This window comes from Streptococcus parasanguinis (assembly GCF_001069785.1).
GTDB lineage: Bacteria > Bacillota > Bacilli > Lactobacillales > Streptococcaceae > Streptococcus > Streptococcus parasanguinis_T.
Map to the genome: position 1 here is coordinate 19,982 of NZ_JVSR01000093.1, position 22,316 is coordinate 42,297.

Genomic DNA, 22,316 nt, shown 5'->3' on the forward strand with positions numbered 1-22,316 from the left:
TTCCTTTATAATATGAACAAACACCAGAGATGGTGTTTGTTCATATTAAAGACAAAGTCATCTTAGAAACTTTCCATAGGTGAGTGCGGACGTCAGCGAACTTCGAAGAAGTTCCATGACTAATTATTGAGCCTAAGGTCTCAATAATTCCGAGTGCTAGAAACATTATTGTTTCTAGCACTTTTCTCACAGAGGAAAGTTTCAGAAGATGGTCGAATAATACTAATAAATAAAACTTTATAGAAGTTATTAGATTTATATAAAAGAACAGTTTTTCTCTGTTCACAACAAACACCAGAAATGGTGTTTGTTTTTTTATAGTGGCCTCTTATAATTGTCTAGCGATCGTTCTCATGGGCGCTTGCTCTATTTTTCAATTCCCGAACGTTTTCAAAAAAAATTCAGAAAATTCTTGACTTCTATGAAAATCGGAGTATGATTAGTCGTGAACTGTTGAACAATCATTTTCAAGAAAATCCCTGATGTCGACTAAGGGATCTGTGAAAGGAGAAGCGGTTCAAATCAAAAATCTATAGAGCGTTGCGTCCGAAAGTCTAAACAGACACGGCTCTTTAAAAACAAAAGGAGAAGATTATGAAAACAGAACCGATTCATCGTACCAGTATGTGGAAATTTAAGTTAAGTGCTGCCACCATGACTTTGATTCCCGCTGCCGTGGGGATTAACTATGTTGCCAAAGCCTTGGCGGAGGGGTTAAAGTTGCCCGTTTGGCTGGGGTCTTTGGGAACCTTTCTTGCCAGCATGTTGGCTGGGCCGGTTGCCGGTGCCATCAGTGGTTTCATCAACAACGTGATCTATGGGCTGACCTTATCGCCAATTTCAACCGTGTATGCGATTACCAGCATCGGAATTGGGATTGCTGTCGGAGTTTTGCACGCCAATGGGTGGTTCTCGTCAGCGCGACGAGTATTTGTTTCTGCTATTATTATTGCCATCGTTTCAGCTGTCATTTCAACGCCACTCAACGTCATCTTTTGGGGTGGTCAGACCGGTATCGCTTGGGGTGACTCATTGTTTGCGGTAATGGTCGCCAATCATGCACCAGTGTGGCTGGCCTCATTTATCGATGAGTTTGTCTTGGATATTTTGGATAAAGTCTGCGTGGCCTACCTGGCCTTCTTCATCTATCGTCAGCTGCCGAAGCGGATGGTGCACTTCTTTAGCGGTGATAAATGATGACTGATCAAACATTGATTTCTGGAGCGCCACGGGTCAAGCTCAAGTGGTACCAGGTGATCGATCCGATTACTAAGCTCTTGTTCATCGTGGACATGACGTTGTTGAGCTTTGCCAGTATGAATTTATTGCTTCAGGCCGGATTAATTCTTGTCGCAACACTGCTATTGTTATTTTCCAAATTGAGTTCTACCATCTTTAAGGCGCTGGGATTCAGCTTGTTTCTGATTTGCACCATGCTGATCATCCAAGGGTTATTTTACAGTCGGAATCAAACTGTGCTGTTTTCTGTGCTTGGGGTGTCGTTCTACAAAGAAGGCCTGATTTACGCCACCACACTGGGTTGTCGAGTATTGGTGATTATTTTGACCAGTGGCTTTTTTATGGTGACCACGAGTATTTCAGAAAACGCGGCCTATTTGGAACTGTCCGGATTGTCTTATAAAACCGTCTACGTTCTGATGTCGGTGTGTTATATTTTGCCGGAAATGATGCGCAATATGCGGAAAATCCAGCAGGCACAAAAAGTTCGCGGAACCAATCCGCAAAAAACGTTGATTCAGAAATTAAAGTCAGTCCTGCCGGTTCTAATTCCATTGGTGATTAAGACCTTGGATCAATCGATGGCGCGGTCGATTTCTCTCCAACTGAGAGGTTTTGATAATCTCAACCGGACTGTCAGAACCTCCCAGCGCGTGTATCGCCTGTCGCGGACGCTGCACATTGGTCTGACTGGATTGGCAATTTTATTGATTGGGTGGAAGATATGGACGAAGATAAACGGATTGTAATTGAAAATTTGACCACCCGTTATCCGGGTACTGAGCAACCACAACTGCGTCAGATTAACGCGGAGGTTCATACCGGCCAGGTGGTTGGGATTATCGGGAATAGCCACTCCGGCAAATCGACTTTGTGCCATGTGCTGGCAGGGGTCATTCCCAAAATGGTGTCTGCTGAGATTGAGGGCGACTGGCACATGTTTGGCCAGCGAGTGTCCGACAATTGGCCCGTTTATAATGCCATGAATGGAGTTGTACTGCAAAATCCAGCTGGCCAACTAAGCGGGTTGGCAGACACGGTTGCCGATGAAATCGCCTTTGACTTGATTAATCAGGGAATGGCTGAAGGACTGATTCAAAAACGGGTTGAAGAAGTTGCCACGCAAATGGGGCTGATTGAACAGCTGAATTTGCGTCCCGAGAGCCTTTCCGGTGGTCAGATCCAGCGGTTGGCAATTGCCACGGCGATTGCGGCTAACCCGGCTGTTTTGATTATGGATGATCCGACCAGTCAGATGGATCCCCTTGGCCGCCGACAATTTTTCCAATGGCTGGCCCAAGTCAAAGAGACGACTGTCTTCATTGTCACCAGTGAAATTGACGATTTGTGCGAAGTCGCCGACGTTGTGTGGGTGCTGCACGAGGGTCAAATGGTAGCCCAGGGCAGGCCGGGTGAGGTGTTTAATCATTTGGCGGCTGACTGGCAGATTCCAGCCCCGACAATCCAGCAACTTGCTCAAAAAATGGATTGGCACTTGGCTGATGGCCGGTATCCGGTGAATGACGCTGAACTGAAGGAGGTTTTTTATGTCCACAATTGAACTGAATCACCTGACGTTCACTTATCCGGAACGGTCCTTTAGCTTGGATGTTGAAGACAAACACTTCGCCGATCCGATGGTGGCGATTGTCGGCCAAAATGGTGCCGGCAAATCAACGCTCTTCAAATTGTTGACGGGCTTGCTGACACCACAAACCGGTGTGATTAAGATCGATGGAGAAAATTTTAATGATCTTAAACCAGTCGAAAAGTTACTGAAGGTTGGGATTACTTTTCAGAATCCTGACGATCAGCTTTTCAACCCGACCGTTCAACGAGAGGTGGAGTGGAGTGTCGCGCAGGTCATGGATGACCGCGACACGATTACGAGGCGGGCTTTAGCGGCTCTAAAAAGAGTTGGCTTGGATGATAAAACAGCGGAAAGTCCATATGACCTGTCATTGTCGGAACGCAAGCTGTTAAGCGTTGCCACAGTTTTGGCAGTGGATCCGGCGATTTATTTATTTGATGAGCCGATGATGTCGCTTGATTGGGAAAGCCGTCGCAAGTTGACCGCAATTTTCCATCAGTTGGCTGATTCGGGCCACCAAGTTGTGACCATCACCCATGACATGGATTGGGTCGCCGCCGAGTTTGAGTCGGTGTATGTTATGGAACACGGGAAGTTTGGCTTCGCCGGCAGTCCACGGGAATTGTTCAGCGATCACGAACTTGTCCAGCGAGTGGGATTACTACCACCGCGGATTATGGACATAGCGGAGTCGCTGGGTGATTCACAGACATATTTATCGGTTAATGATTATTACCAGAAAAATCGAGATGTATAGAAAAAGTCACCTCTGCGGGTTTTCCAGGTTGAAGGATTAACTTCAGCTTCTGGCAAGAACTCACATGGGTGACTTTTGTGTTTAATAACGTTTCATGATCATCGGGTGCTTCCTCAGATCACTCGGTTTGATTTTACTTTGTTTCATGGTCATAATCATATACCATTTCTTTTGGATCTTTTGTTTGACTAATACAAAATAGGTCTTCATAGGTCTTCACATTTTTAGCGCCCATTAGGATCATCAGTATAATTTTCTGAATTAGGAGACTGTCCCATCACTATTCGAACTTTGTCTCCCAACTTACGCTGTTCCCATTCATCCGTGAATCCTTTAAATCGCAATTCTGGAACTTTCTTTTTAACTGAATCATCTATTTTCGCCATAGTCCCCACCATTTTATTGGTTTTTCTTGATTTTCTTTATCAACAGTCTCGTTGGTTGGTACCAATGGAGTAAGGCAGCTAAGAAGGGGTATTAGTGACAATTAATAAAATGCATGAGGTTGGGCATGTTGCCCCACCTCTTTTTATGATATACTAGAGTAGTTTTTGAGACTTGTAAAAAATGTTTTTTTTTAGTTCAAATTTAAAAAAGAAAAGGGGAGAACATGGACATCTTTTTGAGGAGCATATCAGGGATTCTCGTCATCCTGGGCATGATTTTAGTGGGCTTTATCATTGGTGAAAAAGGCTGGTTCGATGACAAGTCGCGTGGCCTACTCGCTAAATTGGTCATTCAAGTTGCTCTTCCCTGCTATATGCTCTACACCATTACGCAACGCTTCACAGCAGCAGATCTACTTAAAATGTTGCCAGCCTTGCGATTTCCTGCCCTGTCTATGGTTATTTTACTTGGCATCGCGACAGGGGTAGCAAGGATCTTTGCAGTAAGACAGGACCGTCGTGGCCTCTTTATTTCCATGTTTTTTAACTCCAATACCATCTTCGTGGGACTCCCCATTAACCAAGCCCTCTTTGGAGATGCCAGCATTCCCTATGTTTTGATCTATTACATGTGTAATACGACCTTTTTCTGGACTTTGGGGACCTATCTGATTCAGCGGGATGGTGAGGGAGAAGCGCAGTTTGATCTTAAAACCAGTCTGAAAAAAGTCTTTTCTCCGCCCCTGATGGGCTTTCTCTTAGGGTTAGTCTTTGTGATGCTGCAGATCAAGATGCCAGCCTTTCTAGCCAGTGATTTGCAGTATCTGGGCAATTTAACGACCCCCTTATCCATGATATTCATCGGTTTGTCAGTGTCTCATGTAGGTGTGAAGCAGTTGGTTCTGGGAAAAGATCAGCTACTCATTCTACTAGGTCGCTTCGTGGTTGCCCCTCTCTTGATGGCTTCCATCGTCTACTGGTTGCCTCTTCCAAACCTGATGAAGCAAGTCTTTATCATCCAGTCCGCCATGCCTGTGATGACCAATGCGCCAGTTGTTGCCAGACTCTACGGAGCTGATAGTGATTATGCAGCGGTCATGGTGACAGAGACGACCCTTGCAACCATGGTGGTGATCCCTATTCTCATGCTGTTGATGGCTTAATAAATAAAAAGAGCTCAAGTTTTCATTGAAAAAACCTGAGCTTTTTTATATGAGAGCTAACAAGATGGTAAGGAACAGAGCGATACTTACTCGAATAACATGATGAACTGGTTTGAAGTTTTCTTTGTGCTTGCCATTCCAATAGGCCCCGTAGCAAATCAAACCACAGCCAATCATCCAAAGAACTAGAGCGACAATCGGTAAAAAGAAGTAGAGGATGAGAGATACAGTCGCAAGGCAACTTCCGATGAGGAGAAATGTATTTCCTAGAGTGTGATTCCCTTTTTTAACTTCAGTAAGAGAAGCTAATAAGTGAAGAAGAGCAAAAGCAAGGGCAAATAAGGCTGTCAAAAAGCCGAGAAGAATGGGGAAGAACATAGGGTTTCCTTTCTAAGATATGATTGCCTGAGTACTATTTTTTATGACTGATTTTATGAAGAATCATAAATGATACTACAAGATTTAAAATAATAACCAATAAGGTAAAAAGAGAGTAACCATAAAGTTTAATTGGAAATTCATTTTTGAGATTGTAAAGAGCAAACAAACTCGTTAGAATCCCCGTCAACAATCCAGGCACATATTTTCGAATAACGACTGTCTGAATCAGATGTCCTAAGACATGGTAGATATAAGCGATTATGATGCTTGCGTAAATGCTATAGTTGTTAAACTGGTAACTAAGATATAGCGATGTCATTAGGATGAGAAATTGCTCCAAGACAATGGCATTGAAAGCAAAAGGAGTGTAATAAGATAGGATTCGATTGTTTGGATACTGGATTGATATTTTTTTGACAAAGGATGGCATCCAAACGATTTCTTCCAGTTCGTGAAGCATGAAGAGTGATGGAAATAGAAAGTAAAATTGCACGCTGGACATTGAAAATACTCCCTTCTAGTTCGAGCTCACTTTTAGAATCTCCAAATAAAACTCGATCACTTCTTGTTCGGTGTAGGACTTGCCTTTTTTCAACCACCAGCTGAGGGTTTCGATGAAATGGCTGACGACCAGGTGTTTGAGATAGGAGTGGGGAATGTTAGGGTACGATTGGATGAGTTCGTCGGCTACCATTGGGTAGACATCGTGTTCTAGTTCTTTTCGCAGTTGCCGTATAAAATAATCGTTTTTAGAGAGCAAGAGACTGGTTACATGGTCTTGATTTTTCTTGAAATGCTGAAAGATATGGGCCAGGTAGTCTTGTGGGGAGAGGTGTTCAGCACGCTCAAAGAGATGGTGAAAGAGTTTTTGACAGAGTTCATCTAGCAATAATTCCTTGCTCTCGTAATGGCTGTAAAAGGTCGAACGCCCCACATCAGCAAGATCAATGATTTCCTGAACCGTGATGGCTTCGTAGTCTTTTTGGTTGAGTAAGTGTAAGAAAGCCTGATAGATGGCTTTTCGAGTTTTGGTGATGCGACGATCCTGTGCTGTCATATGGACACTTCGAACAAACTGTTCAGTAACGTACACCCTAAACGGTTTGCCCCTATCCTTTCTGTTGTGAATGTTAGATAATGATAATGAACATGATGTTCATGAATCTATTATAACAAAGGAAATAGGATTATGAAGACAAAACATGCGGTCTGGATCGCTTTTTTCTTGAATTTGAGTTATGCCATTGTTGAGTTTATTGCAGGAGGGATTTTTGGATCCAGTGCGGTCCTTGCGGATTCGGTCCATGACTTGGGGGATGCGATCGCTATTGGGATCTCCGCCTTTTTGGAGAGTATTTCCAATCGTGAAGAAGATAGCCGCTATACCTTGGGCTACAAGCGTTTTAGCCTTTTAGGGGCCATGGTAACAGCTGTGATTCTTATGACAGGGTCCGTTCTGGTTATTTTGGAAAATATAACGAAATTGGTTCACCCACAACCTGTCAACGATGAGGGCATTCTCTGGCTTGGAATTATTGCCGTCAGCATCAATGTGCTAGCGAGTCTCGTCATTCGCAAAGGGCAAACCAAGAACGAATCCATTCTCAGCCTGCACTTTCTGGAAGATACCTTGGGTTGGGTGGCTGTCATCTTAATGGCCATTGTTCTCCGATTTACCGATTGGTATATTCTGGATCCGCTCTTATCTCTTGCCATTTCCATCTTTATTCTGTCAAAAGCCATTCCACGTTTTTGGAGCACGCTCAAGATTTTCCTGGATGCTGTGCCAGAAGGAGTGGATATCCAGCAAGTCAAGAGTGATTTGGAGCAGTTGGACCATGTCGCTAGTATTAACCAGCTCAATCTTTGGACCATGGATGGCTTGGAAAAAAACGCCATTGTCCATGTTTGTCTAGAGCATGTCAACCACATGGAGGTTTGTAAAGAAGCGATTCGTACCTTGCTCAAAGATTGCGGCTTTCAAAACGTCACTATTGAGGTTGACGAAGACTTAGCAACTCATCGAGCCCACAAGCGCAATATCGAGGAGCTGGAAGTGGATCAACATCATGGGCATGATCATCACCATCATTAATGACGACTTGGTATAAGTAGAAGCTCGATAAAAAGTGTATACTATAGATAAGTAAGCAATAGAAGGTAGGTTAATCCTATGAAGAAAACAGTCTATACAAAAGCTGGGCAAGTGGGTCTAGTAGAAGTAGAACGTCCACACATCGAAGCGCCAGATGACGTCATTCTCCGCATCGTTCGCACCTGTGTCTGTGGATCCGATCTCTGGAGTTACCGCAATCCTGATATTGAAGCGGGGCATCAAAATAGTGGCCACGAGGCTATTGGGATTGTCGAAGAAATCGGTGAGGCCATTACCACGGTCAAACCAGGAGACTTTGTCATCGCGCCTTTCACCCATGGTTGTGGGGAGTGTGATGCCTGTCGTGCTGGCTATGATGGGACTTGTGACCGCCATATCGGCACCAACTGGTCTGATGGGGTTCAAGCAGAGTACATGCGCTTTGAGTATGCTAACTGGGCCCTTGTCAAGATTCCAGGTCAACCATCTGATTATACAGAAGCCATGCTCAAATCCTTCTTGACACTAGCAGATGTTATGCCGACGGGCTATCATGCGGCGCGTGTAGCAGATGTGCAAAAAGGTGACAAAGTCGTGGTCATTGGGGACGGTGCCGTGGGTCAATGTGCGGTGATCGCAGCTAAGATGCGTGGTGCATCGCAAATCGTCCTCATGAGTCGCCACCAAGACCGTCAACAAATGGCCTTGGAGTCAGGTGCGACAGCTGTTGTGGCTGAGCGTGGTGAAGAAGGGATTGCCAAGGTCCGTGAAATCCTCGGCGGCGGAGCAGATGCGGCTCTTGAATGTGTGGGTACCGCAGCAGCCGTAGACCAAGCCCTTGGTGTTCTTCACAATGGAGGGCGCATGGGATTTGTCGGCGTTCCTCACTACAATAACCGTGCCCTTGGTTCGACCTTTGCCCAAAACATTTCGGTGGCAGGTGGAGCAGCCTCAGTTACTACTTATGATAAACAAGTTTTGTTAAAAGCAGTTCTTGATGGCGATATCAATCCGGGTCGTGTCTTTACTAATAGCTACAGCTTGGATGAGATTAATCAGGCTTATAAAGACATGGATGAACGCAAGACTATTAAGGCTATGATTATCATTGAGTAATGAAAAAGTCTAGTAGAAATGAAACTACTAGACTTTTCTTTTATTGTGAAATAAATTCTTATTTCAAATCCGACATCACTTGTTTCTTGGAGAAGGTACGCTCTTGTTTGTTAGCTAAGGCCTTGATGCGAGCATCTAGGAGAATGGCGCGACCTTCCGCACTTCGGGTATAGACGAGATCATACTTGCCCAGACTCTTTCGGATTTGCTCCACAAAGGCTTGGGCATCCTCTTTCCGTTTGTCAAAGAGGCTTGGTACAGCGAAATATTCTGTTTGATCGGATACCTTTTCCTGTGCTTTCAAGATATAGCGCTGATTTTCAATCGGTGCGAAGAATTCGATTATGGTTTGCGAGAAGAGTTCCTTCTCCCGCATGGTTCCGCCCTTCAAATAAATCAGCGTGTTGATGGCATCCTTTCGATCTCGTACGACTTGGATGCGGGTTGCTTGAGTCTGGATCTGCCCAGAAAGAAGCAGGGCTTGGTGAATGGCCTGGCCAAAAACTTCTAATCGTTTATAAGGACTCTTATAGAGATAGTAGCGGAGCCAAGCAAGGAGTGCGAGAACAGCTAAGACGACTATAAGAATTAGAGACGCTGTATTCCCTCCTCTATGTGAATAGTAAATCAGGTTGGCGAAAGCATCGGTCAAAGCGGCGGCCGTCAGCCAACGAGCTAGCTTTCTGGCGTCAAAAAATAGGGCCAGGGGCAGGAAGTGTTTATCCACTTGGACCTCATTTGCAATCTCCATATTCTCCAGAATCGGCAGGGCTTTTTGCCAGCCGTCTCGGAGCTCTTGACGATGAGTGGAGCGCTCTAAGGTTTCTTCATTGAGTTTTTGCAACTGTTTTTTGGTATAGCGGATATTGTCAAAGGCTAAACGTTCGATACCGGATTCGATGAAGGGCTCCTTGTAATGGAGACCTAAAAATTGCTTCATCCGTCTTTCTAAGAGCTCCAGATCAGGACTGTATTCTTTCAACTGATCAGTGATGGCTTCGATTTCTTCCTTTTCAAGATCGGACTTTTCATACCATTTCTTTAGAGAAAGATTGATGGAGACTAGATGCCAGATATTACTGGTCTTATTTGGATCTTGGGGCCACACTCGGATGGCACGACCTCGCATTTGGTTGCTGAGCATAAAACTGCCGACAAAACTCGCTAGGATTAGGGAGTTGACGCAAGGAGCATCCCAGCCTTCTCCTAGAAGTGACTTGGTTCCAATGACGACTTGGATAAGCCCTTCTTGAAAGAGCTGGGTCACAGCTGTCACCAAATCATGTTGAGAACCGATCAAGCGAACCTTGAGAAAGTCATCAGGAGATAATTGGCCGACACTTTGGTAAGTCAATCGATTCTCTCCTAGAAGCTCTTCTAATCTAGGCTTAGCGACCGTCGGGATGATGATGCTGCTGCCTGTTAAGACAGCGATGGCAGGAGGAGTTGCTTGCTCTAAGCTTTCCCTGCGAATGGATTCGAAATAAGAGAGTACTCCCAATTGAGTAAATTGGGTGTCCTTATCCCCGAGATGAACTTCAAAGTCTTGGCGGATATAGTCTGTTAGGACCAGTTGGCGTAGTCGGCTTCCAAGCGCCTGGTATTCCGCCTTGAAAATCTCACGAACGGCATTGAGTTTTCCGAGGGATTGGTTGAGCAGAAGGTCTTGTTTTTTGTTGCGGACAAGTTTAACTTGTTTTCGATCGATCAAGCTGGCTGCTTTTAGTTCATGGAGGACTTGCTTCTCGTATTCCTCAGGTAGATTGTACCAGTGAGGCACTTGAAAGAGCAGACCTTGCAGGAGAATTTCAAGCCAGTCCAGGGTGAAAGTAGGTAGTTTCTTGGCTCCTAAAAGGTCCTGGAAACGTTTGGGAAAGGCGATTCCCTTGCTTCGAAGAAAGATCAGGGTAGCAGAGAGATACTTGGGCTCATTGAGTAGCTCATCATCACTGATCTGACCAGATAAGGCCTGGCAGGTTTGGAGGTATTGGCAAAAGAGAGGATCTGAAGTCAGTTGCTGCAAGAGAGCATTCTTTTGTTGGCTAAAAGCATCCAACTGCTCTTGCTCTTCCTTGGTTGGAAAGGCAAAGTAGACATAGTCTTGGTGGGGACAAAGGGTGTCTTCCTTGACCAATTCGGGAACCGTAATTTCCTCATCGATCTCACCACACATGCGGATATAGCGATCCCAAAGGGCAGGGTCTCCTTCATAGGGAGGGGTAGCGGTGAGGGAGATCATCTTTAAGTCAGGGAAGGCTTGACGAAAGGCTTCCAAACTCTTCCACCATTCATTGCGCAAGTGGTGACACTCATCTAAACAAAGGGTCCCGAGTGAGATGTCTTTGAAAGTAGTAAAGATATCAAAGCCTTTGAAATCAAATGTTTCAATCTCTGCCTGGTCATCGGTATCCTCAGCTTGCGATTGACCGACGACTTGGTTCATGGCACTGTGTAGAGCCTGATAGGTAGCCACTGTAATTAGCTTAGGATGTTTGAGGTCCTGAGAGATCAGTTGCTCTGCCTGGCTTTCATCTTTCAAGAATGCTTGGATAATCCGGTCCACCCATTGTTGACGAATGGTGACCGTAGGAGCTAAGATCAGGGTTGGCTGGCCGAAGCGTCTGATAAATTCGATTCCCAGGGTTGTTTTTCCAGAGCCAGGCGCTGCTACCAAATGCAGATGGCCATCCGCCATAAAAGCGTCACTCTTATCGAGAACGCGTTTTTGATAGCGTCTCCATTGGCCTGTAAAGGCTAGTTCTTGTAACATTGGTTTCCTCCCTTGTACTGTCCCCATTATATCATAGCGGAGGACAAGAATTTCTTGGTAGAAGTTGAAGATTTCCGCTTTCTAATGAAAATAGCAAAGGGGAAATTTTGAGTGATAAAAAGCCCAATCAACGGATTAGGCTTTTCATGTTAGTCTTTCTTTGTTTTACGAGAGAGGCCAAAGGCAGCACCCATGCTAAGAAGACCAAGACCTAGAGTCGTCAAAGCAATTGAGGTCTTGCTTCCTGTATTTGGAAGGCTTGCTTCTTTTTGAGGAAGAGCTGCTGGTGCGATATAAACTTCCGTTTTCACAGGCTCGTTTTTAGCCGGTGTGAATACGGTCGGTTTCGCAGGGGTTACAACAGCCGGTTTTTGAGGAGTAGGAGTCGGTGTTGCAGGCGTTTGGATGCTAGGTGTTTGTGGTTTTGCTTTCGCCACACGATGAGTTTTTGAGATCAACTCATACTTGTCTGTTTGTACCTTGAAGACACGACCTTTTTGGACGGTTTCAACGACTTTATTGGCAAATTGAACGTTCAACAAGTTAGCAAAGTTTTTGTCGATATCTAGGTAGAGACCATTTGTTCCATTGACCAATGGATCAAAGTCTTTTTTTTCACGTGTTTCACCAACCACTGTCAAAGAGATACCAGCATCTTGAAGGGCTTTCAGTGTCGCTTCTTTTGTTGGTGTATCCTTTGTAAGATCAATGTCCTCATCTGTAATCAAGAAAGCAAAGCGATGGTTGTTTGCCCCAGTCCCCCAGTTGTAGTCTCCTGAAGTAGCGATATGATGCAATGGAACAGTAGCATTTTCATAGTAGCCTTTAGTTTTGATGGTTTTCAAAGCAGAAATGAAACTTTCTGGATCACTTGTGAACTTAGATCCATTGAAATCATGGTATTTAACTTCACTAGCTCTTTCGTATTCAACCAATCCTAAACGAGCTTGAATATTTTTTGCCGATAGATTACGAACGAAGGTCTCGACATTCTTCATCGTATCCCTGATGTGAGAATCCATTGAAGTTGATTTGTCAATGACAAAGACGATGTCTGATGTTGCTTGAACTTCTTTTTTATTGACCACATCGGCTTCTTTTGTCACTTCGACTACAGTTGTTTTATTAACTGTTTCAGTTGTTGTCTCAGTGTAGTCCGCTGTTTCCTTGGTTGATGTAGCTGTCTTAGTAGATGAGACCGGTTTTGAAGTGCCAACAGGTGTGTTTGGATCTGCTAAGCTAGTCGTTTTGATGGTTGCTGTTGAAGTAGTGGTGGTGTCTGCACCGTCTGTTTTAGCAGATGGGCCAGTTTTTTTGACGTCCACAGCGATGATATCCCCAGTTTTTGCTTTATCAGCAGGAACAACTGGTGTATTGGCTTTGGCGTTGATTTCTTCTGTTGCAGCCGTGATAGGTGATTTTGTGGCTGTAGTAGCTGCAGGAGCAGCTTGGGTTGTGCTAGGTGCAACGTCATCAGCTGAAGCAATAGTCGTTCCTGTGAAGACAGTTCCTAAAACAACGGATGCTAAAGTTAAAGTTTGTTTACGTGAAATAGTATATTTTTTCAAAATACGTCCCCTTTTTAATAAACTTTTTTCTATCATACAGGTTTTTGAAAAACTTGTCAACGGTATAATAATCAAGGCTTTTGCCGACTTTTATATCTCTAGTTATTGATAAAAAGCCGAACAAGAAAAATATTCACATAATAATTTAAATATACAAAACATGCAAAAGAAAATAGGATTCCCACAAATTTGCAGGAATCCTTATTTTATCGGCATTTCTACTCTATTTTTTAGTCGTAAAAAATACTAGCTAGTCACTTTTTTATGTTTCTGCATTAGCACTAAGAACAAAGACTACGATTAGTTTAGTAATTTTTCAAAGAATTGGATGACCTCTGGTTTGAGATTACTTTCCTTCGGTTCAACTAGTGAAACGTAAAAACTAATCCGTTCACTTTCTGCCATCGGAATCGCGATCAGTTCTTCTTCACCATCTGCTAGTAAACTGATCCCCACTTGTTTACGAAGGAGTTGTTTTAGAAGCTGAATATCATCCGTCTGAAAGAAGGGTGTAGCCTCATGGTGATAGCGCTCATTCAACTGTTCAAAGGCTTTTAAATGAACAAAGTGCTCATCTGGAATGATAAAATCTTCATCGATGACGTCTGAAAATTGTAATACTTTTTTGGAGGCTAGTGGATGGTTATGATGAAGGATATAGAAGAGATCTCGTTTGGCTATTTCTCTTACCTGGAAGCGATGATCTTTAATCGGTTCCAAACTCCCTAAAAAACTAGCATCTAGTTCCCCTTTGGAAAGCATTTCTAAAAGTTCGACAGATCCTTCTTGGACAGGATGGATACTTTGAAGAGCTGCAACATTACTGATAAAGGCGGGTTGTTTTCGGACAAGATAGTCAATGATGATTGGTGGGAAACCAACCGTATTGAATTGAGAGAGACTCCGGAGGATCTCTTTTTTGGCCCCTTGAATCTCAGGTAAGACCTTTTGAATATGTCGTAGCAAGATTTCTCCTTGGGGCGTCAATTTGAAAGTACGATGAGAAGGATCGTGCGCGATTAATGGACAGTGAAATTCCTTTTCTAGTCGTTTAATCGCATAGGAAACGGATGGTTGACTGATCCCGTGTTTTTGGGCAACCCCAGTAAAGGATTGCTGTTGACTAAGATCAAGAAAATAATAAAAGTCCTTAAGATTCATTGGGCTCCCTCTTCAAAATAGACAGACATGGATAAGCAAAAATTATCCGTGATAGCTAATTTGACTATATGATTTTTTGTTTGTTACAATCTGAGGTGAGTCAGAGGACAATTAAAGGCTATCTAAAAGATCTTCGAAAATCGTTAGGATCTTCTCCCTTTTTCCAACTGGAAGTTGCTTAATTTTCATATTTACTCTCTTAAGTGAAAGATTGTCGTTAGGATCTGAAGATGATTCAAGTGAATTAAAATTGAAGAATTCTTCAGGCGTTAACTCAAGAGCAGAAATGACTTTTTCAAGACTGTGAATGGTCAGATTCACGTTTTGATTTTCCAATTGATTGATGTATTTTAATCCAAGATCTGCCCGTTCCGATAGCTCCTCTTGACTCATGTTTTGTTTTTTTCGCAAATATTTGACCTTTTGCGCTATATACCGTTGTAAATAATGTTTTGTTTTCATGTAACCAGAATACAAGTTTTAAATGACAAAAATAACACCTTAAACAAAACAAAGTATCTTATAACAAACATATTTTGGATTTATTATCTATGGCTTTTATAGGTATTGATCATCATAAGTAGAAAAAAGAATACCTGAAAACAGTGGATCTTTGGATGAGAATAACCTTCTAAAAGGTGGAAAGGAACAGGCTTTTTTAAGAGATGACTATGACGATCTAGGAAGTGATGGATAAGCCTATTATTTTGTTATCTTTTGAAATCGCATCATTTTCGGTTGTATCGCCTGAACTTTCATTGACTGATTTATTCATATTGTATCATATAGATAACAAAGTGTCATTTAAAGAAAAAGTGTTATAATAGAATAAACTAAATAAGGAGGTCACATGATGACTGCACATGATATTTTAAACAACCCTTTCCTCAATAAAGGAACTGCCTTTACTTTAGAGGAACGTAAGCAACTAGGTCTCATTGGCCTCCTGCCACCTTACGTCCAAACTATTGAAGAACAAGCAGCGCAAACTTATGCGCAAATGCAAACAAAGGTTAATGATTTGGAAAAACGTTTGTTCCTAATGGAAATTTTTAATACAAATCGTACTCTATTTTACTACCTATTTGCTCAACATTTGGAAGAGTTTAATCCAATTGTCTATGATCCAACTATTGCTGATACCATTGAAGGGTATAGCGATCTCTTTGTAGATCCACAATATGCCGCATATCTTGATATCAATCATCCTGAAAATATCGAAGCAACTTTGAAAAATGCAGCAGGGGACCGTGAAATTCGTCTTATTGTTGTGACAGATGCAGAAGGTATTCTCGGTATTGGTGACTGGGGTACAAATGGTGTTGATATTTCTGTTGGGAAATTGATGGTCTATACTGGAGCTGCAGGAATCGATCCTTCAACGGTGCTTCCTTTGGTCATTGATGCAGGTACCAACCGTGAAGAATTGCGTAACAATCCTAATTACTTAGGAAATCGTCACGAACGTGTGCGTGGAGATCGTTATTATGATTTTATCGATCAATTTGTTCAAACTGCAGAACACCTCTTCCCTAAACTCTATCTGCACTGGGAAGATTTTGGTCGCTTAAATGCTGCTAACATCCTTGAAAAATACCGGAAGCAAATCCCAACCTTTAACGATGATATCCAAGGAACTGGTATTGTTACCCTAGGTGGGATCTTTGGGGCATTGGATATTACAGGTGAAAAATTAACGGATCAAGTTTATCTCTGCTATGGTGGTGGGACTGCTGGTGCAGGGATTGCTTCTCGTGTCCTTCGTGAAATGGTTAGTGAAGGTCTACCTGAAGAAGAAGCTTATAAACGCTTCTTTATGGTCGACAAACAAGGTCTCCTTTTTGATGATATGGATGACTTAACGCCGCAACAAAAACCATTTGCTAAGAAACGTTCTGATTTTGCCAATGCAGATCAGTTGACGGACCTTCTTGAAGTGGTGAAGACGGTTAAGCCAACCATTCTTGTGGGAACTTCAACTCAGCCAAATACTTTCACAAAAGAAATTGTAGAAGCTATGTGTGAAAACACTGAACGTCCTATCATTTTCCCATTGTCAAACCCAACCAAACTAGCTGAAGCAAGTGCCAAAGATTTGATCGAATGGTCAGACGGAAAAGCATTTGTTGCAACAGGAATTCCAGCTGGTACGATTTCCTATAAAGGGGTGGACTACGTGATTGGTCAAGCGAATAATGCCCTGATTTACCCAGGTCTTGGACTTGGTATGCTAGCTTCTGAAGCGAGTCTGTTGACGGATGAAATGATTGGAGCAGCCGCACATTCATTGAGTGGTATTGTCAATCCAGGCGAACCAGGAGCACCAGTCTTGCCTCCATTCAAGTATGTAGCTGATGTTTCTATCAAAGTAGCAGAAGCAGTTGCTAAAAAAGCGCAAGAACAAGGTCTTGCGCGTGCTCAAGAAACAGATATGGCTAAAGCAGTTCGTGATTTGAAATGGTATCCAGAATATAAATAAGTAGATTTAATGGAGGTGTACGAGTGCGACTGGATGCCTCGTACACCTTTTCTTGTATGTCCTGTTAGATAGAAAGGGAGACTATGGAAATCTTTTTAACGTCAATTCAGAGTATTGTACCCATTATCGTCATCATCATTCTTGGTTATTTCTTGCAAGTCCGCGGTTGGTTTCAAGAGAGCTTCGGAAATGACCTATCTAAACTGATTATGAACGTGGCCATGCCTGTTGCAATTTTCACCTCTGTTCTTAAATATTTAACTTTAGATAAGCTGATTAGCTTGTCTGGCGGTTTGTTGTACACGTTTATCGCCTTCATTCTTGGTTACCTAGCGGCCTTTATCGCAGTGAAAGTTTTTAAAGTGCGCCCAGGTCGTCGAGGGACTATGATTAATACCTTTGTTAATGCCAATACCATATTTATTGGTTTGCCTTTAAATATCGCTTTGTTTGGAAATCAAGCCCTTCCTTACTTCTTGGTTTATTATATTACAAATACAGTATCTACTTGGACATTAGGTGTCTATCTGATGACTTCTGATAGTAAAGAAGGGGCTTCAAAACAGGCTCAAAAATTTAATTGGAAGAAGCTTTTCCCAGCTCCTTTATTAGGTTTTCTCGTAGCCCTCGTCTTTTTGGTGTTGCGTATTCCTGTTCCAAGTTTTGCGGAAAGTACCTTGACTTATATTGGTAGTTTAACAACGCCCTTATCTCTTGTCTATATCGGTATCGTCCTAGCTAAGGCAGGACTTAAGACGATTCGCTTTGATAAAGATACCATTATCACACTGGTTGGTCGTTTTATTCTTGCACCAGTCATCATGCTCTTGGTTCTGAAGTTCTTCTCTCCAAATATGGTGGCACCAGAATTTAGAACCTTTATGATTCAATCAGCAACACCAGCCTTGGCAGTTCTTCCTATCCTTGCCAATCAAGGTAAAGGCGATGTTGAGTTTTCAACGAATGTGGTCACTCTCAGCACAGTCTTATTTGTGATTGTGGTTCCAATTCTGCAGACATTGTTGGGATAGCATTTATATGAAAAGGATGTAGTTTTAGTGCTATACATTCGTTAAAAAGGACGTCGGGTATTATACTCGACGTCCTTTTTAAACGGATGACTAGATCAACACATAGGTTTCAACCGCTTGCCCAGCCCCGTTTTCATTGTTGGTCTTTGTCACGACTGCTGCTCCGTCTTTCACCTCTTGCGGAGCGTTGCCCATAGCGACACCGATGCCTGCTTTTTTGAGCATAGGAAGGTCATTGAAGTTGTCCCCCAGGGTGAGGACTTCTTCTAAGCTTAAGTGGTAGTGATTGGCGAGCTCAACCAGAGCATCTTCTTTAGAGACGTGCTTAGCAGTAACTTCTAGGTAGTTGGCTTTGGAGAGATAAAAGGCGGTAGAAGGGAAGTCGTTGGTAGAAATCGTGCGATAGAGGGCTTGGATCTCTTCTGGTTCTCCAATTAAGAGCAATTTGTGGAGGGGCTTTGTCGTATCCAGCAAAGGATCCAATAGGGGGAGAATATGAGGTTTTTCCCCTGTAATCCGGGCTTCCTCTTGGCTCCATTGGTCGAGATGATCGGTCATCCAGTCTTTTCCACTATAGAGGTTGATCGAAACTTGAGGGAAGTGTTGGTTGGCCCAATCAATAAATTGACGGGCTTCAATCTTGTCTAAGGGATGCTCAAACAGAACCTGCTCTCCTTTTTGGATTAAGGCTCCATTGTAGCAGGCCATAGGACAGTCTTCTATGCCGAGCTCTTTGGCAATGGGTGCCATCCCTTTTGGAGAGCGAGCAGAGGCCAGCACGAAAGGAATCTTTTCACGCTTTAAATCCGGGATCAATGATGCTAACTGTGGATCGATCTGATGGTGGTCATTTAAGATGGTGCCATCGATATCGCTGATGATGAGACGAATGTGAGACATAAAGATTACCTCCTAATAGAGAATAGTGGTTTCGTTGCCGACTTGTTTCAGGATTTCAGGGCTTGGTTTTTGGTCGGTAATCCAATAATCAAATTGCTTGAGACGAGCAAGATAGTAGTTGGCATTTTTCGTCCATTTAGAAGTTTCTGCCACAAGGATCTTGGTGCGAGATCGTTCAAAGACGAGGGATTTGACTGCAACGTCTTCAGCATCCTCAAAGGTGACTTCACCATTGGCTAAGCTACTCGCTCCAAAAAAAGCGAGATCAAAGCGAAGATTGTCCAGTATTTGTGCTTGATTCGCGTCATAGTAAAAGCGGTTTTTAGGGTAGAATTTTCCTCCTAAAAGATGAAAGTCAACCTGGGAATGGCTACTGAGCTGGATGGCATTGTCAAGGGAATGCGAATAGACTGTGACTTCCTTGTTAAGCAAGCCAGCAAGCAGGGTCATCGAGGTGGAAACGTCGAGAAAGATCACTTGTCCATCTTGGATCAATTGCAGGGCCTTTTGAGCCATGGTAGTCTTTTCCTTGTTAGCCTTTTGACTACGGTCTAGATAAGAAGGGCCAGGTTCTTTGTTTAAGGGAAGGAGCCCACCGTGGGTCCTGCGGACCAGCTGGCGTTGGCTAAGGAGAGCGAAGTCTCGACGGATGGTATCTTTTGAGACCTTGAAATAGTCGACCATTTCTTTAGCCGATAGCTGTTTTCGCTCTTCTAAGAGTTCTAATATTTTTTCGAGTCGTTGTTCCTGATACATGAGATCGCTCCTTGTTTCTGTTCTTGCCTATATTCTACATCATTTATTAAGTTAATGCAAGTGTTTTTAATTATCTTTAAGTATTTATGATCGTTTTTCTTGTAAAGCCTTATTCTGACGTTTGTTTTAAAGGGGAAATTCTGCTATAATATGTCAAAATAACGTGGAGGTTTCCTTATGGCCAGTGAATATGAAAAAATGATTGCGGGTGACTATTATAGACCTGCGGACCCTGAATTACGGGCTTTGGCAAAAGCCTCTCGGGAGAAACAAGAAGCTTTTAACCAAGAGGTGGATCCTAAAAAAGGGGCAGCTATCATCAAAGAGTGGTTTGGTTCAACCGGTGAAAACCTCTATCTTAATCGACAGGTTCTTGTAGATTATGGGGTCAATATCCATCTGGGAGAAAATTTCTATGCCAATTACAATTTGACCATGTTGGATATCTGTCCCATTACGATTGGAAAGAATGCCATGATTGGTCCCAATTGCCAATTTTTGACACCCTTGCACCCACTGGATCCAGACGAGCGCAATTCTGGTCTCGAGTACGGAGCTCCGATTACGATTGGGGACAATTTCTGGGCAGGAGGAGGGGTCACCATTCTCCCTGGTGTCACGCTGGGTGACAATGTGGTCGCTGGCGCAGGAGCAGTGGTCACAAAATCCTTTGGAGACAATGTGGTCCTTGCAGGAAATCCAGCCCGTGTCATCAAAGAAATACCCGTCAAAAAGGAGAAACGATGATCCATAAACATGAAATTCCTATTTTAGAGTTTGATGACAACCCGCAGGCAGTCATTATGCCGACCCATGAGGGACTTGATCTGCACCTACCTGAAAAATGTGTGTATGCTTTCCTGGAGGATGAGATTGAGCGCTTTGCCAAAGCTGTCGGAGCCAAACAAGTAGCTAGCTTTGTCTCAGCTACCAAGACCTATCCGGTCTATGTCATGGAGCACCAAGGAGAGGAAATCTGCTTGGCCCAAGCGCCAGTTGGATCTGCAGCTGCTGCCCAATTCATGGATTGGTTGATTGGCTATGGGGTGAAGAAGATTATATCGGCAGGTAGCTGTGGGGTCTTGGTGGACATAGAAGAAAATGCTTTTTTAATCCCGACCAAGGCCTTGCGAGATGAGGGAGCTAGTTACCATTATGTAGCGCCTTCCCGTTATATCGAAGTGGATAGTCGTGCACTGACCGCTATTGAAACGGTCTTGAAAGGAAAAGAAATTCCTTATCAAGAGGTCATGACCTGGTCGACCGATGGCTTTTATAGGGAAACGCCTGACAAGGTGGCCTATCGGATTGAAGAAGGGTGTAGTGTGGTGGAGATGGAGTGTGCATCGCTTGCAGCAGTCGCCCAGCTTCGTGAGGCAATTTGGGGCTTGCTTCTCTTTACCGCAGATTCTCTTGCAGATCTGGAAAATTATGACCAGCGTGACTGGGGCTCTGAAGCATTTGAGAAGGCCTTAGAATTATGCCTAGAAATGGTTCATTACTTGTAGGTCTATTCTCTTTTTATGATACAATGAAGCTATGTTAGTGAAATCATATTTTAAACAATGGCGGGCCAAATTGACTCGCTTGTCTCCAGCAAGGCGGATCTTTCTCAGCTTTGCCTTGGTTATCCTGATAGGCTCTCTCTTACTGAGTTTGCCCTTTGTCCAGCAAGTAAGCTCAACAGCAGGCTACATCGACCACCTCTTTACCGCGGTCTCTATGGTCTGTGTGACAGGGCTCTTTACCCAGTCGGTGGCTTCGACCTATAATGGCTGGGGGCAATTGATTTGTATGCTCTTGATTCAGATTGGGGGCCTAGGGATTTTGACCTTTATTGGTCTCTTCTTTATGGAAAGTCGCCAAAAGCTCAGTTTCAAGGACCGGCAGACTATTCGGGACAGCTTTAGCTTTAGCAATAATCAAAGCTTGACCCGTTTTGTCCGCTCCATCTTTATTACCACCTTTACCATCGAAGGTGTCGGGGCCTTGCTCCTCATGACTCGCTTTATTCCTCGCTTTGGCTGGGGCCATGGGATCTTTAACTCCATCTTTGTCGCAGTTTCCGCCTTTTGTAATGCAGGCTTTGATAATTTTGGGGGCGATAGTATGATGAGTTTCCAGACCGATTGGTTGGTCAATCTGACCTTATCTGCTCTGATCATTACCGGAGGCTTGGGCTTCATGGTCTGGTTTGACCTAGCCACCAAGGCCCGCAACCAATCGGGACGACGGACTCTTCGCTTTCATACCAAGGTGGTTCTCTGGTTAACAGCTGCGATTCTCCTCTTTGGGACAGTAACCAGCCTCTTGACCGAGTTTAATAATCCGGCAACCATTGGGTCCCTTCCATTGGGAGAGAAGATCTTGGTCAGCTTCTTCCAAACGGTCAGTATGCGGACGGCTGGCTTTGCCTCACTGGATTATACAGCAGTCCGACCTGTGACACTCTTTGTCTATATCCTCCAGATGTTCTTAGGTGGTGCACCAGGTGGGACAGCAGGAGGGATGAAGATCACCACCTTCTTGGTCTTGATCCTCTTAGCGCGCAAGGAATTGCTGGGGTTGCCACATACCAATTTAGGAAAACGAACCATCGCACCAGACTTGGTCCAACGTTCTTTGGGCACAGCAGTGATTTTCCAGTTGACCTTTATCCTGGGTCTCTTTGGTCTTTGTCTTGTGACGCCGGATGGTCAACGTTTTCTGTACCTGGTCTTTGAGGTGGTATCAGCTTTAGCGACAGTGGGCGTAACGGCCAATGTGACCTCGACCTTAAATGGAGCGGGACTTGGCATCATCATGGTGCTCATGTTTATCGGTCGGATCGGCCCCTTGACCCTTATGGTCAGCTTGAACAATTACAAAGCCAAAAAAGCAGATGCCTTGCAATATGCCAAGGCAGACATCATTATCGGATAGG

Annotated in this window: 23 protein-coding genes; 12 read left to right on the forward strand and 11 right to left on the reverse strand. The window is 43.7% G+C overall.

All coding sequences use genetic code 11. The features are described from left to right. Positions 1-594: 594 nt before the first annotated feature. The 4 genes from ADG03_RS08475 to ADG03_RS08490 are packed head-to-tail and all read left to right on the forward strand — an operon-like array spanning position 595 to position 3,587. Complete coding sequence (locus ADG03_RS08475) at positions 595-1,197, forward strand: hypothetical protein (protein WP_003008715.1); 603 nt, start codon at positions 595-597, stop codon at positions 1,195-1,197. Further along, the gene (locus tag ADG03_RS08480) at positions 1,197-1,988 is read left to right on the forward strand and encodes an energy-coupling factor transporter transmembrane component T (RefSeq protein ID WP_192832128.1); all 792 of its coding nucleotides are present in this window, start codon (positions 1,197-1,199) and stop codon (positions 1,986-1,988) included. The genes ADG03_RS08475 and ADG03_RS08480 overlap by 1 nt, the downstream gene beginning before the upstream one ends. After that, complete coding sequence (locus ADG03_RS08485) at positions 1,964-2,800, forward strand: ABC transporter ATP-binding protein (protein WP_049471871.1); 837 nt, start codon at positions 1,964-1,966, stop codon at positions 2,798-2,800. The genes ADG03_RS08480 and ADG03_RS08485 overlap by 25 nt, the downstream gene beginning before the upstream one ends. Beyond that, positions 2,787-3,587, forward strand: coding sequence for an energy-coupling factor ABC transporter ATP-binding protein (locus ADG03_RS08490; RefSeq protein ID WP_049471870.1), 801 nt, complete (start codon positions 2,787-2,789; stop codon positions 3,585-3,587). The genes ADG03_RS08485 and ADG03_RS08490 overlap by 14 nt, the downstream gene beginning before the upstream one ends. A gap of 81 nt (positions 3,588-3,668) precedes the next feature. On the opposite strand, the gene ADG03_RS11940 is transcribed toward ADG03_RS08490, so the two are convergent. Together ADG03_RS11940 and ADG03_RS11710 are read right to left on the reverse strand one after the other, a co-directional pair. Continuing rightward, positions 3,669-3,797, reverse strand: a complete 129-nt coding sequence (locus ADG03_RS11940) for a hypothetical protein (RefSeq protein WP_002878297.1) — start codon at positions 3,795-3,797, stop codon at positions 3,669-3,671. Positions 3,798-3,811: 14 nt separating this feature from the next. Further along, positions 3,812-3,973: a hypothetical protein gene (locus ADG03_RS11710; protein WP_173018768.1), complete on the reverse strand. Its 162-nt coding sequence runs from the start codon at positions 3,971-3,973 to the stop codon at positions 3,812-3,814. Positions 3,974-4,197: 224 nt separating this feature from the next. Here ADG03_RS11710 and ADG03_RS08500 point away from each other — a divergent pair, with 224 nt between their 5' ends. Next, positions 4,198-5,136 (forward strand): AEC family transporter, encoded by a 939-nt coding sequence (locus ADG03_RS08500; protein ID WP_049471868.1) that lies wholly within the window; start codon positions 4,198-4,200, stop codon positions 5,134-5,136. A gap of 45 nt (positions 5,137-5,181) precedes the next feature. Here ADG03_RS08500 and ADG03_RS08505 read toward each other — a convergent pair whose 3' ends face one another. From ADG03_RS08505 to ADG03_RS08515, 3 genes are read right to left on the reverse strand one after another with little or no spacing between them, the layout of a single operon-like run. After that, positions 5,182-5,514 (reverse strand): hypothetical protein, encoded by a 333-nt coding sequence (locus ADG03_RS08505; protein WP_049471867.1) that lies wholly within the window; start codon positions 5,512-5,514, stop codon positions 5,182-5,184. A 34-nt stretch (positions 5,515-5,548) separates the two neighbouring features. Continuing rightward, a complete protein-coding gene (locus ADG03_RS08510; protein ID WP_049471866.1) occupies positions 5,549-6,019 on the reverse strand; it encodes an HXXEE domain-containing protein in 471 nt (156 codons plus the stop codon). A 15-nt stretch (positions 6,020-6,034) separates the two neighbouring features. Beyond that, entirely contained in the window at positions 6,035-6,574 is a 540-nt protein-coding gene (locus ADG03_RS08515; RefSeq protein WP_239667168.1) for a TetR/AcrR family transcriptional regulator, read from the reverse strand. A 132-nt stretch (positions 6,575-6,706) separates the two neighbouring features. Here ADG03_RS08515 and ADG03_RS08520 point away from each other — a divergent pair, with 132 nt between their 5' ends. Both ADG03_RS08520 and ADG03_RS08525 read left to right on the forward strand, forming a co-directional pair. Further along, positions 6,707-7,612, forward strand: coding sequence for a cation diffusion facilitator family transporter (locus tag ADG03_RS08520; protein ID WP_024054599.1), 906 nt, complete (start codon positions 6,707-6,709; stop codon positions 7,610-7,612). 78 nt (positions 7,613-7,690) lie between these two features. Then, entirely contained in the window at positions 7,691-8,728 is a 1,038-nt protein-coding gene (locus tag ADG03_RS08525; RefSeq protein WP_049471864.1) for a zinc-binding dehydrogenase, read from the forward strand. Positions 8,729-8,786: 58 nt separating this feature from the next. On the opposite strand, the gene ADG03_RS08530 is transcribed toward ADG03_RS08525, so the two are convergent. The 4 genes from ADG03_RS08530 to ADG03_RS08545 form a co-directional block, all read right to left on the reverse strand. Then, entirely contained in the window at positions 8,787-11,498 is a 2,712-nt protein-coding gene (locus tag ADG03_RS08530; RefSeq protein WP_049471863.1) for a DEAD/DEAH box helicase family protein, read from the reverse strand. Positions 11,499-11,647: 149 nt separating this feature from the next. After that, on the reverse strand, positions 11,648-13,066 hold the full coding sequence (locus ADG03_RS08535; protein ID WP_239667167.1) for a VWA domain-containing protein: 1,419 nt from the start codon (positions 13,064-13,066) through the stop codon (positions 11,648-11,650). Between the two features lie 300 nt (positions 13,067-13,366). Then, positions 13,367-14,227 carry a LysR family transcriptional regulator gene (locus ADG03_RS08540; RefSeq protein WP_049471861.1) on the reverse strand — a complete coding sequence of 287 codons (861 nt, stop codon included), beginning with the start codon at positions 14,225-14,227 and terminating at the stop codon, positions 13,367-13,369. A gap of 111 nt (positions 14,228-14,338) precedes the next feature. Beyond that, the gene (locus tag ADG03_RS08545; protein WP_003008684.1) at positions 14,339-14,689 is read right to left on the reverse strand and encodes a helix-turn-helix domain-containing protein; all 351 of its coding nucleotides are present in this window, start codon (positions 14,687-14,689) and stop codon (positions 14,339-14,341) included. Positions 14,690-15,080: 391 nt separating this feature from the next. On the opposite strand from ADG03_RS08545, the gene ADG03_RS08550 reads away from it, so the two are divergent. Both ADG03_RS08550 and ADG03_RS08555 read left to right on the forward strand, forming a co-directional pair. Further along, positions 15,081-16,706 carry a malolactic enzyme gene (locus tag ADG03_RS08550; RefSeq protein WP_049471919.1) on the forward strand — a complete coding sequence of 542 codons (1,626 nt, stop codon included), beginning with the start codon at positions 15,081-15,083 and terminating at the stop codon, positions 16,704-16,706. An 83-nt stretch (positions 16,707-16,789) separates the two neighbouring features. Continuing rightward, positions 16,790-17,737: an AEC family transporter gene (locus tag ADG03_RS08555; RefSeq protein ID WP_023919058.1), complete on the forward strand. Its 948-nt coding sequence runs from the start codon at positions 16,790-16,792 to the stop codon at positions 17,735-17,737. 90 nt (positions 17,738-17,827) lie between these two features. Here ADG03_RS08555 and ADG03_RS08560 read toward each other — a convergent pair whose 3' ends face one another. Both ADG03_RS08560 and ADG03_RS08565 read right to left on the reverse strand, forming a co-directional pair. Continuing rightward, entirely contained in the window at positions 17,828-18,637 is an 810-nt protein-coding gene (locus ADG03_RS08560) for a Cof-type HAD-IIB family hydrolase (protein ID WP_049471860.1), read from the reverse strand. A 12-nt stretch (positions 18,638-18,649) separates the two neighbouring features. Next, positions 18,650-19,393 carry a DeoR/GlpR family DNA-binding transcription regulator gene (locus ADG03_RS08565; protein WP_049471859.1) on the reverse strand — a complete coding sequence of 248 codons (744 nt, stop codon included), beginning with the start codon at positions 19,391-19,393 and terminating at the stop codon, positions 18,650-18,652. 177 nt (positions 19,394-19,570) lie between these two features. Between ADG03_RS08565 and ADG03_RS08570 the strand changes: the two genes are divergently transcribed. The 3 genes from ADG03_RS08570 to ADG03_RS08580 are packed head-to-tail and all read left to right on the forward strand — an operon-like array spanning position 19,571 to position 22,315. Further along, positions 19,571-20,140, forward strand: a complete 570-nt coding sequence (locus ADG03_RS08570) for a sugar O-acetyltransferase (RefSeq protein WP_024055061.1) — start codon at positions 19,571-19,573, stop codon at positions 20,138-20,140. Further along, on the forward strand, positions 20,137-20,901 hold the full coding sequence (locus ADG03_RS08575; RefSeq protein ID WP_049471858.1) for a nucleoside phosphorylase: 765 nt from the start codon (positions 20,137-20,139) through the stop codon (positions 20,899-20,901). The genes ADG03_RS08570 and ADG03_RS08575 overlap by 4 nt, the downstream gene beginning before the upstream one ends. Before the next feature lie 31 nt (positions 20,902-20,932). Further along, positions 20,933-22,315: a TrkH family potassium uptake protein gene (locus tag ADG03_RS08580; RefSeq protein WP_049471857.1), complete on the forward strand. Its 1,383-nt coding sequence runs from the start codon at positions 20,933-20,935 to the stop codon at positions 22,313-22,315. The last annotated feature ends 1 nt before the right edge of the window (position 22,316 follow it).

What these genes read in the sequence shown, in the direction of transcription:
- ADG03_RS08550 (WP_049471919.1), top strand. Translation starts at nt 15,081, where the DNA reads ATGACTGCACATGATATTTTAAACAACCCTTTCCTCAATAAAGGAACT.
- ADG03_RS08485 (WP_049471871.1), top strand. Translation starts at nt 1,964, where the DNA reads ATGGACGAAGATAAACGGATTGTAATTGAAAATTTGACCACCCGTTAT.
- ADG03_RS08570 (WP_024055061.1), top strand. Translation starts at nt 19,571, where the DNA reads ATGGCCAGTGAATATGAAAAAATGATTGCGGGTGACTATTATAGACCT.
- ADG03_RS08475 (WP_003008715.1), top strand. Translation starts at nt 595, where the DNA reads ATGAAAACAGAACCGATTCATCGTACCAGTATGTGGAAATTTAAGTTA.
- ADG03_RS08520 (WP_024054599.1), top strand. Translation starts at nt 6,707, where the DNA reads ATGAAGACAAAACATGCGGTCTGGATCGCTTTTTTCTTGAATTTGAGT.
- ADG03_RS08580 (WP_049471857.1), top strand. Translation starts at nt 20,933, where the DNA reads ATGTTAGTGAAATCATATTTTAAACAATGGCGGGCCAAATTGACTCGC.
- ADG03_RS11710 (WP_173018768.1), bottom strand. Translation starts at nt 3,973, where the DNA reads ATGGCGAAAATAGATGATTCAGTTAAAAAGAAAGTTCCAGAATTGCGA.
- ADG03_RS08555 (WP_023919058.1), top strand. Translation starts at nt 16,790, where the DNA reads ATGGAAATCTTTTTAACGTCAATTCAGAGTATTGTACCCATTATCGTC.
- ADG03_RS08505 (WP_049471867.1), bottom strand. Translation starts at nt 5,514, where the DNA reads ATGTTCTTCCCCATTCTTCTCGGCTTTTTGACAGCCTTATTTGCCCTT.
- ADG03_RS08490 (WP_049471870.1), top strand. Translation starts at nt 2,787, where the DNA reads ATGTCCACAATTGAACTGAATCACCTGACGTTCACTTATCCGGAACGG.
- ADG03_RS08545 (WP_003008684.1), bottom strand. Translation starts at nt 14,689, where the DNA reads ATGAAAACAAAACATTATTTACAACGGTATATAGCGCAAAAGGTCAAA.
- ADG03_RS08525 (WP_049471864.1), top strand. Translation starts at nt 7,691, where the DNA reads ATGAAGAAAACAGTCTATACAAAAGCTGGGCAAGTGGGTCTAGTAGAA.
- ADG03_RS11940 (WP_002878297.1), bottom strand. Translation starts at nt 3,797, where the DNA reads ATGAAGACCTATTTTGTATTAGTCAAACAAAAGATCCAAAAGAAATGG.
- ADG03_RS08575 (WP_049471858.1), top strand. Translation starts at nt 20,137, where the DNA reads ATGATCCATAAACATGAAATTCCTATTTTAGAGTTTGATGACAACCCG.
- ADG03_RS08480 (WP_192832128.1), top strand. Translation starts at nt 1,197, where the DNA reads ATGACTGATCAAACATTGATTTCTGGAGCGCCACGGGTCAAGCTCAAG.
- ADG03_RS08510 (WP_049471866.1), bottom strand. Translation starts at nt 6,019, where the DNA reads ATGTCCAGCGTGCAATTTTACTTTCTATTTCCATCACTCTTCATGCTT.
- ADG03_RS08565 (WP_049471859.1), bottom strand. Translation starts at nt 19,393, where the DNA reads ATGTATCAGGAACAACGACTCGAAAAAATATTAGAACTCTTAGAAGAG.
- ADG03_RS08540 (WP_049471861.1), bottom strand. Translation starts at nt 14,227, where the DNA reads ATGAATCTTAAGGACTTTTATTATTTTCTTGATCTTAGTCAACAGCAA.
- ADG03_RS08515 (WP_239667168.1), bottom strand. Translation starts at nt 6,574, where the DNA reads ATGACAGCACAGGATCGTCGCATCACCAAAACTCGAAAAGCCATCTAT.
- ADG03_RS08560 (WP_049471860.1), bottom strand. Translation starts at nt 18,637, where the DNA reads ATGTCTCACATTCGTCTCATCATCAGCGATATCGATGGCACCATCTTA.
- ADG03_RS08530 (WP_049471863.1), bottom strand. Translation starts at nt 11,498, where the DNA reads ATGTTACAAGAACTAGCCTTTACAGGCCAATGGAGACGCTATCAAAAA.
- ADG03_RS08500 (WP_049471868.1), top strand. Translation starts at nt 4,198, where the DNA reads ATGGACATCTTTTTGAGGAGCATATCAGGGATTCTCGTCATCCTGGGC.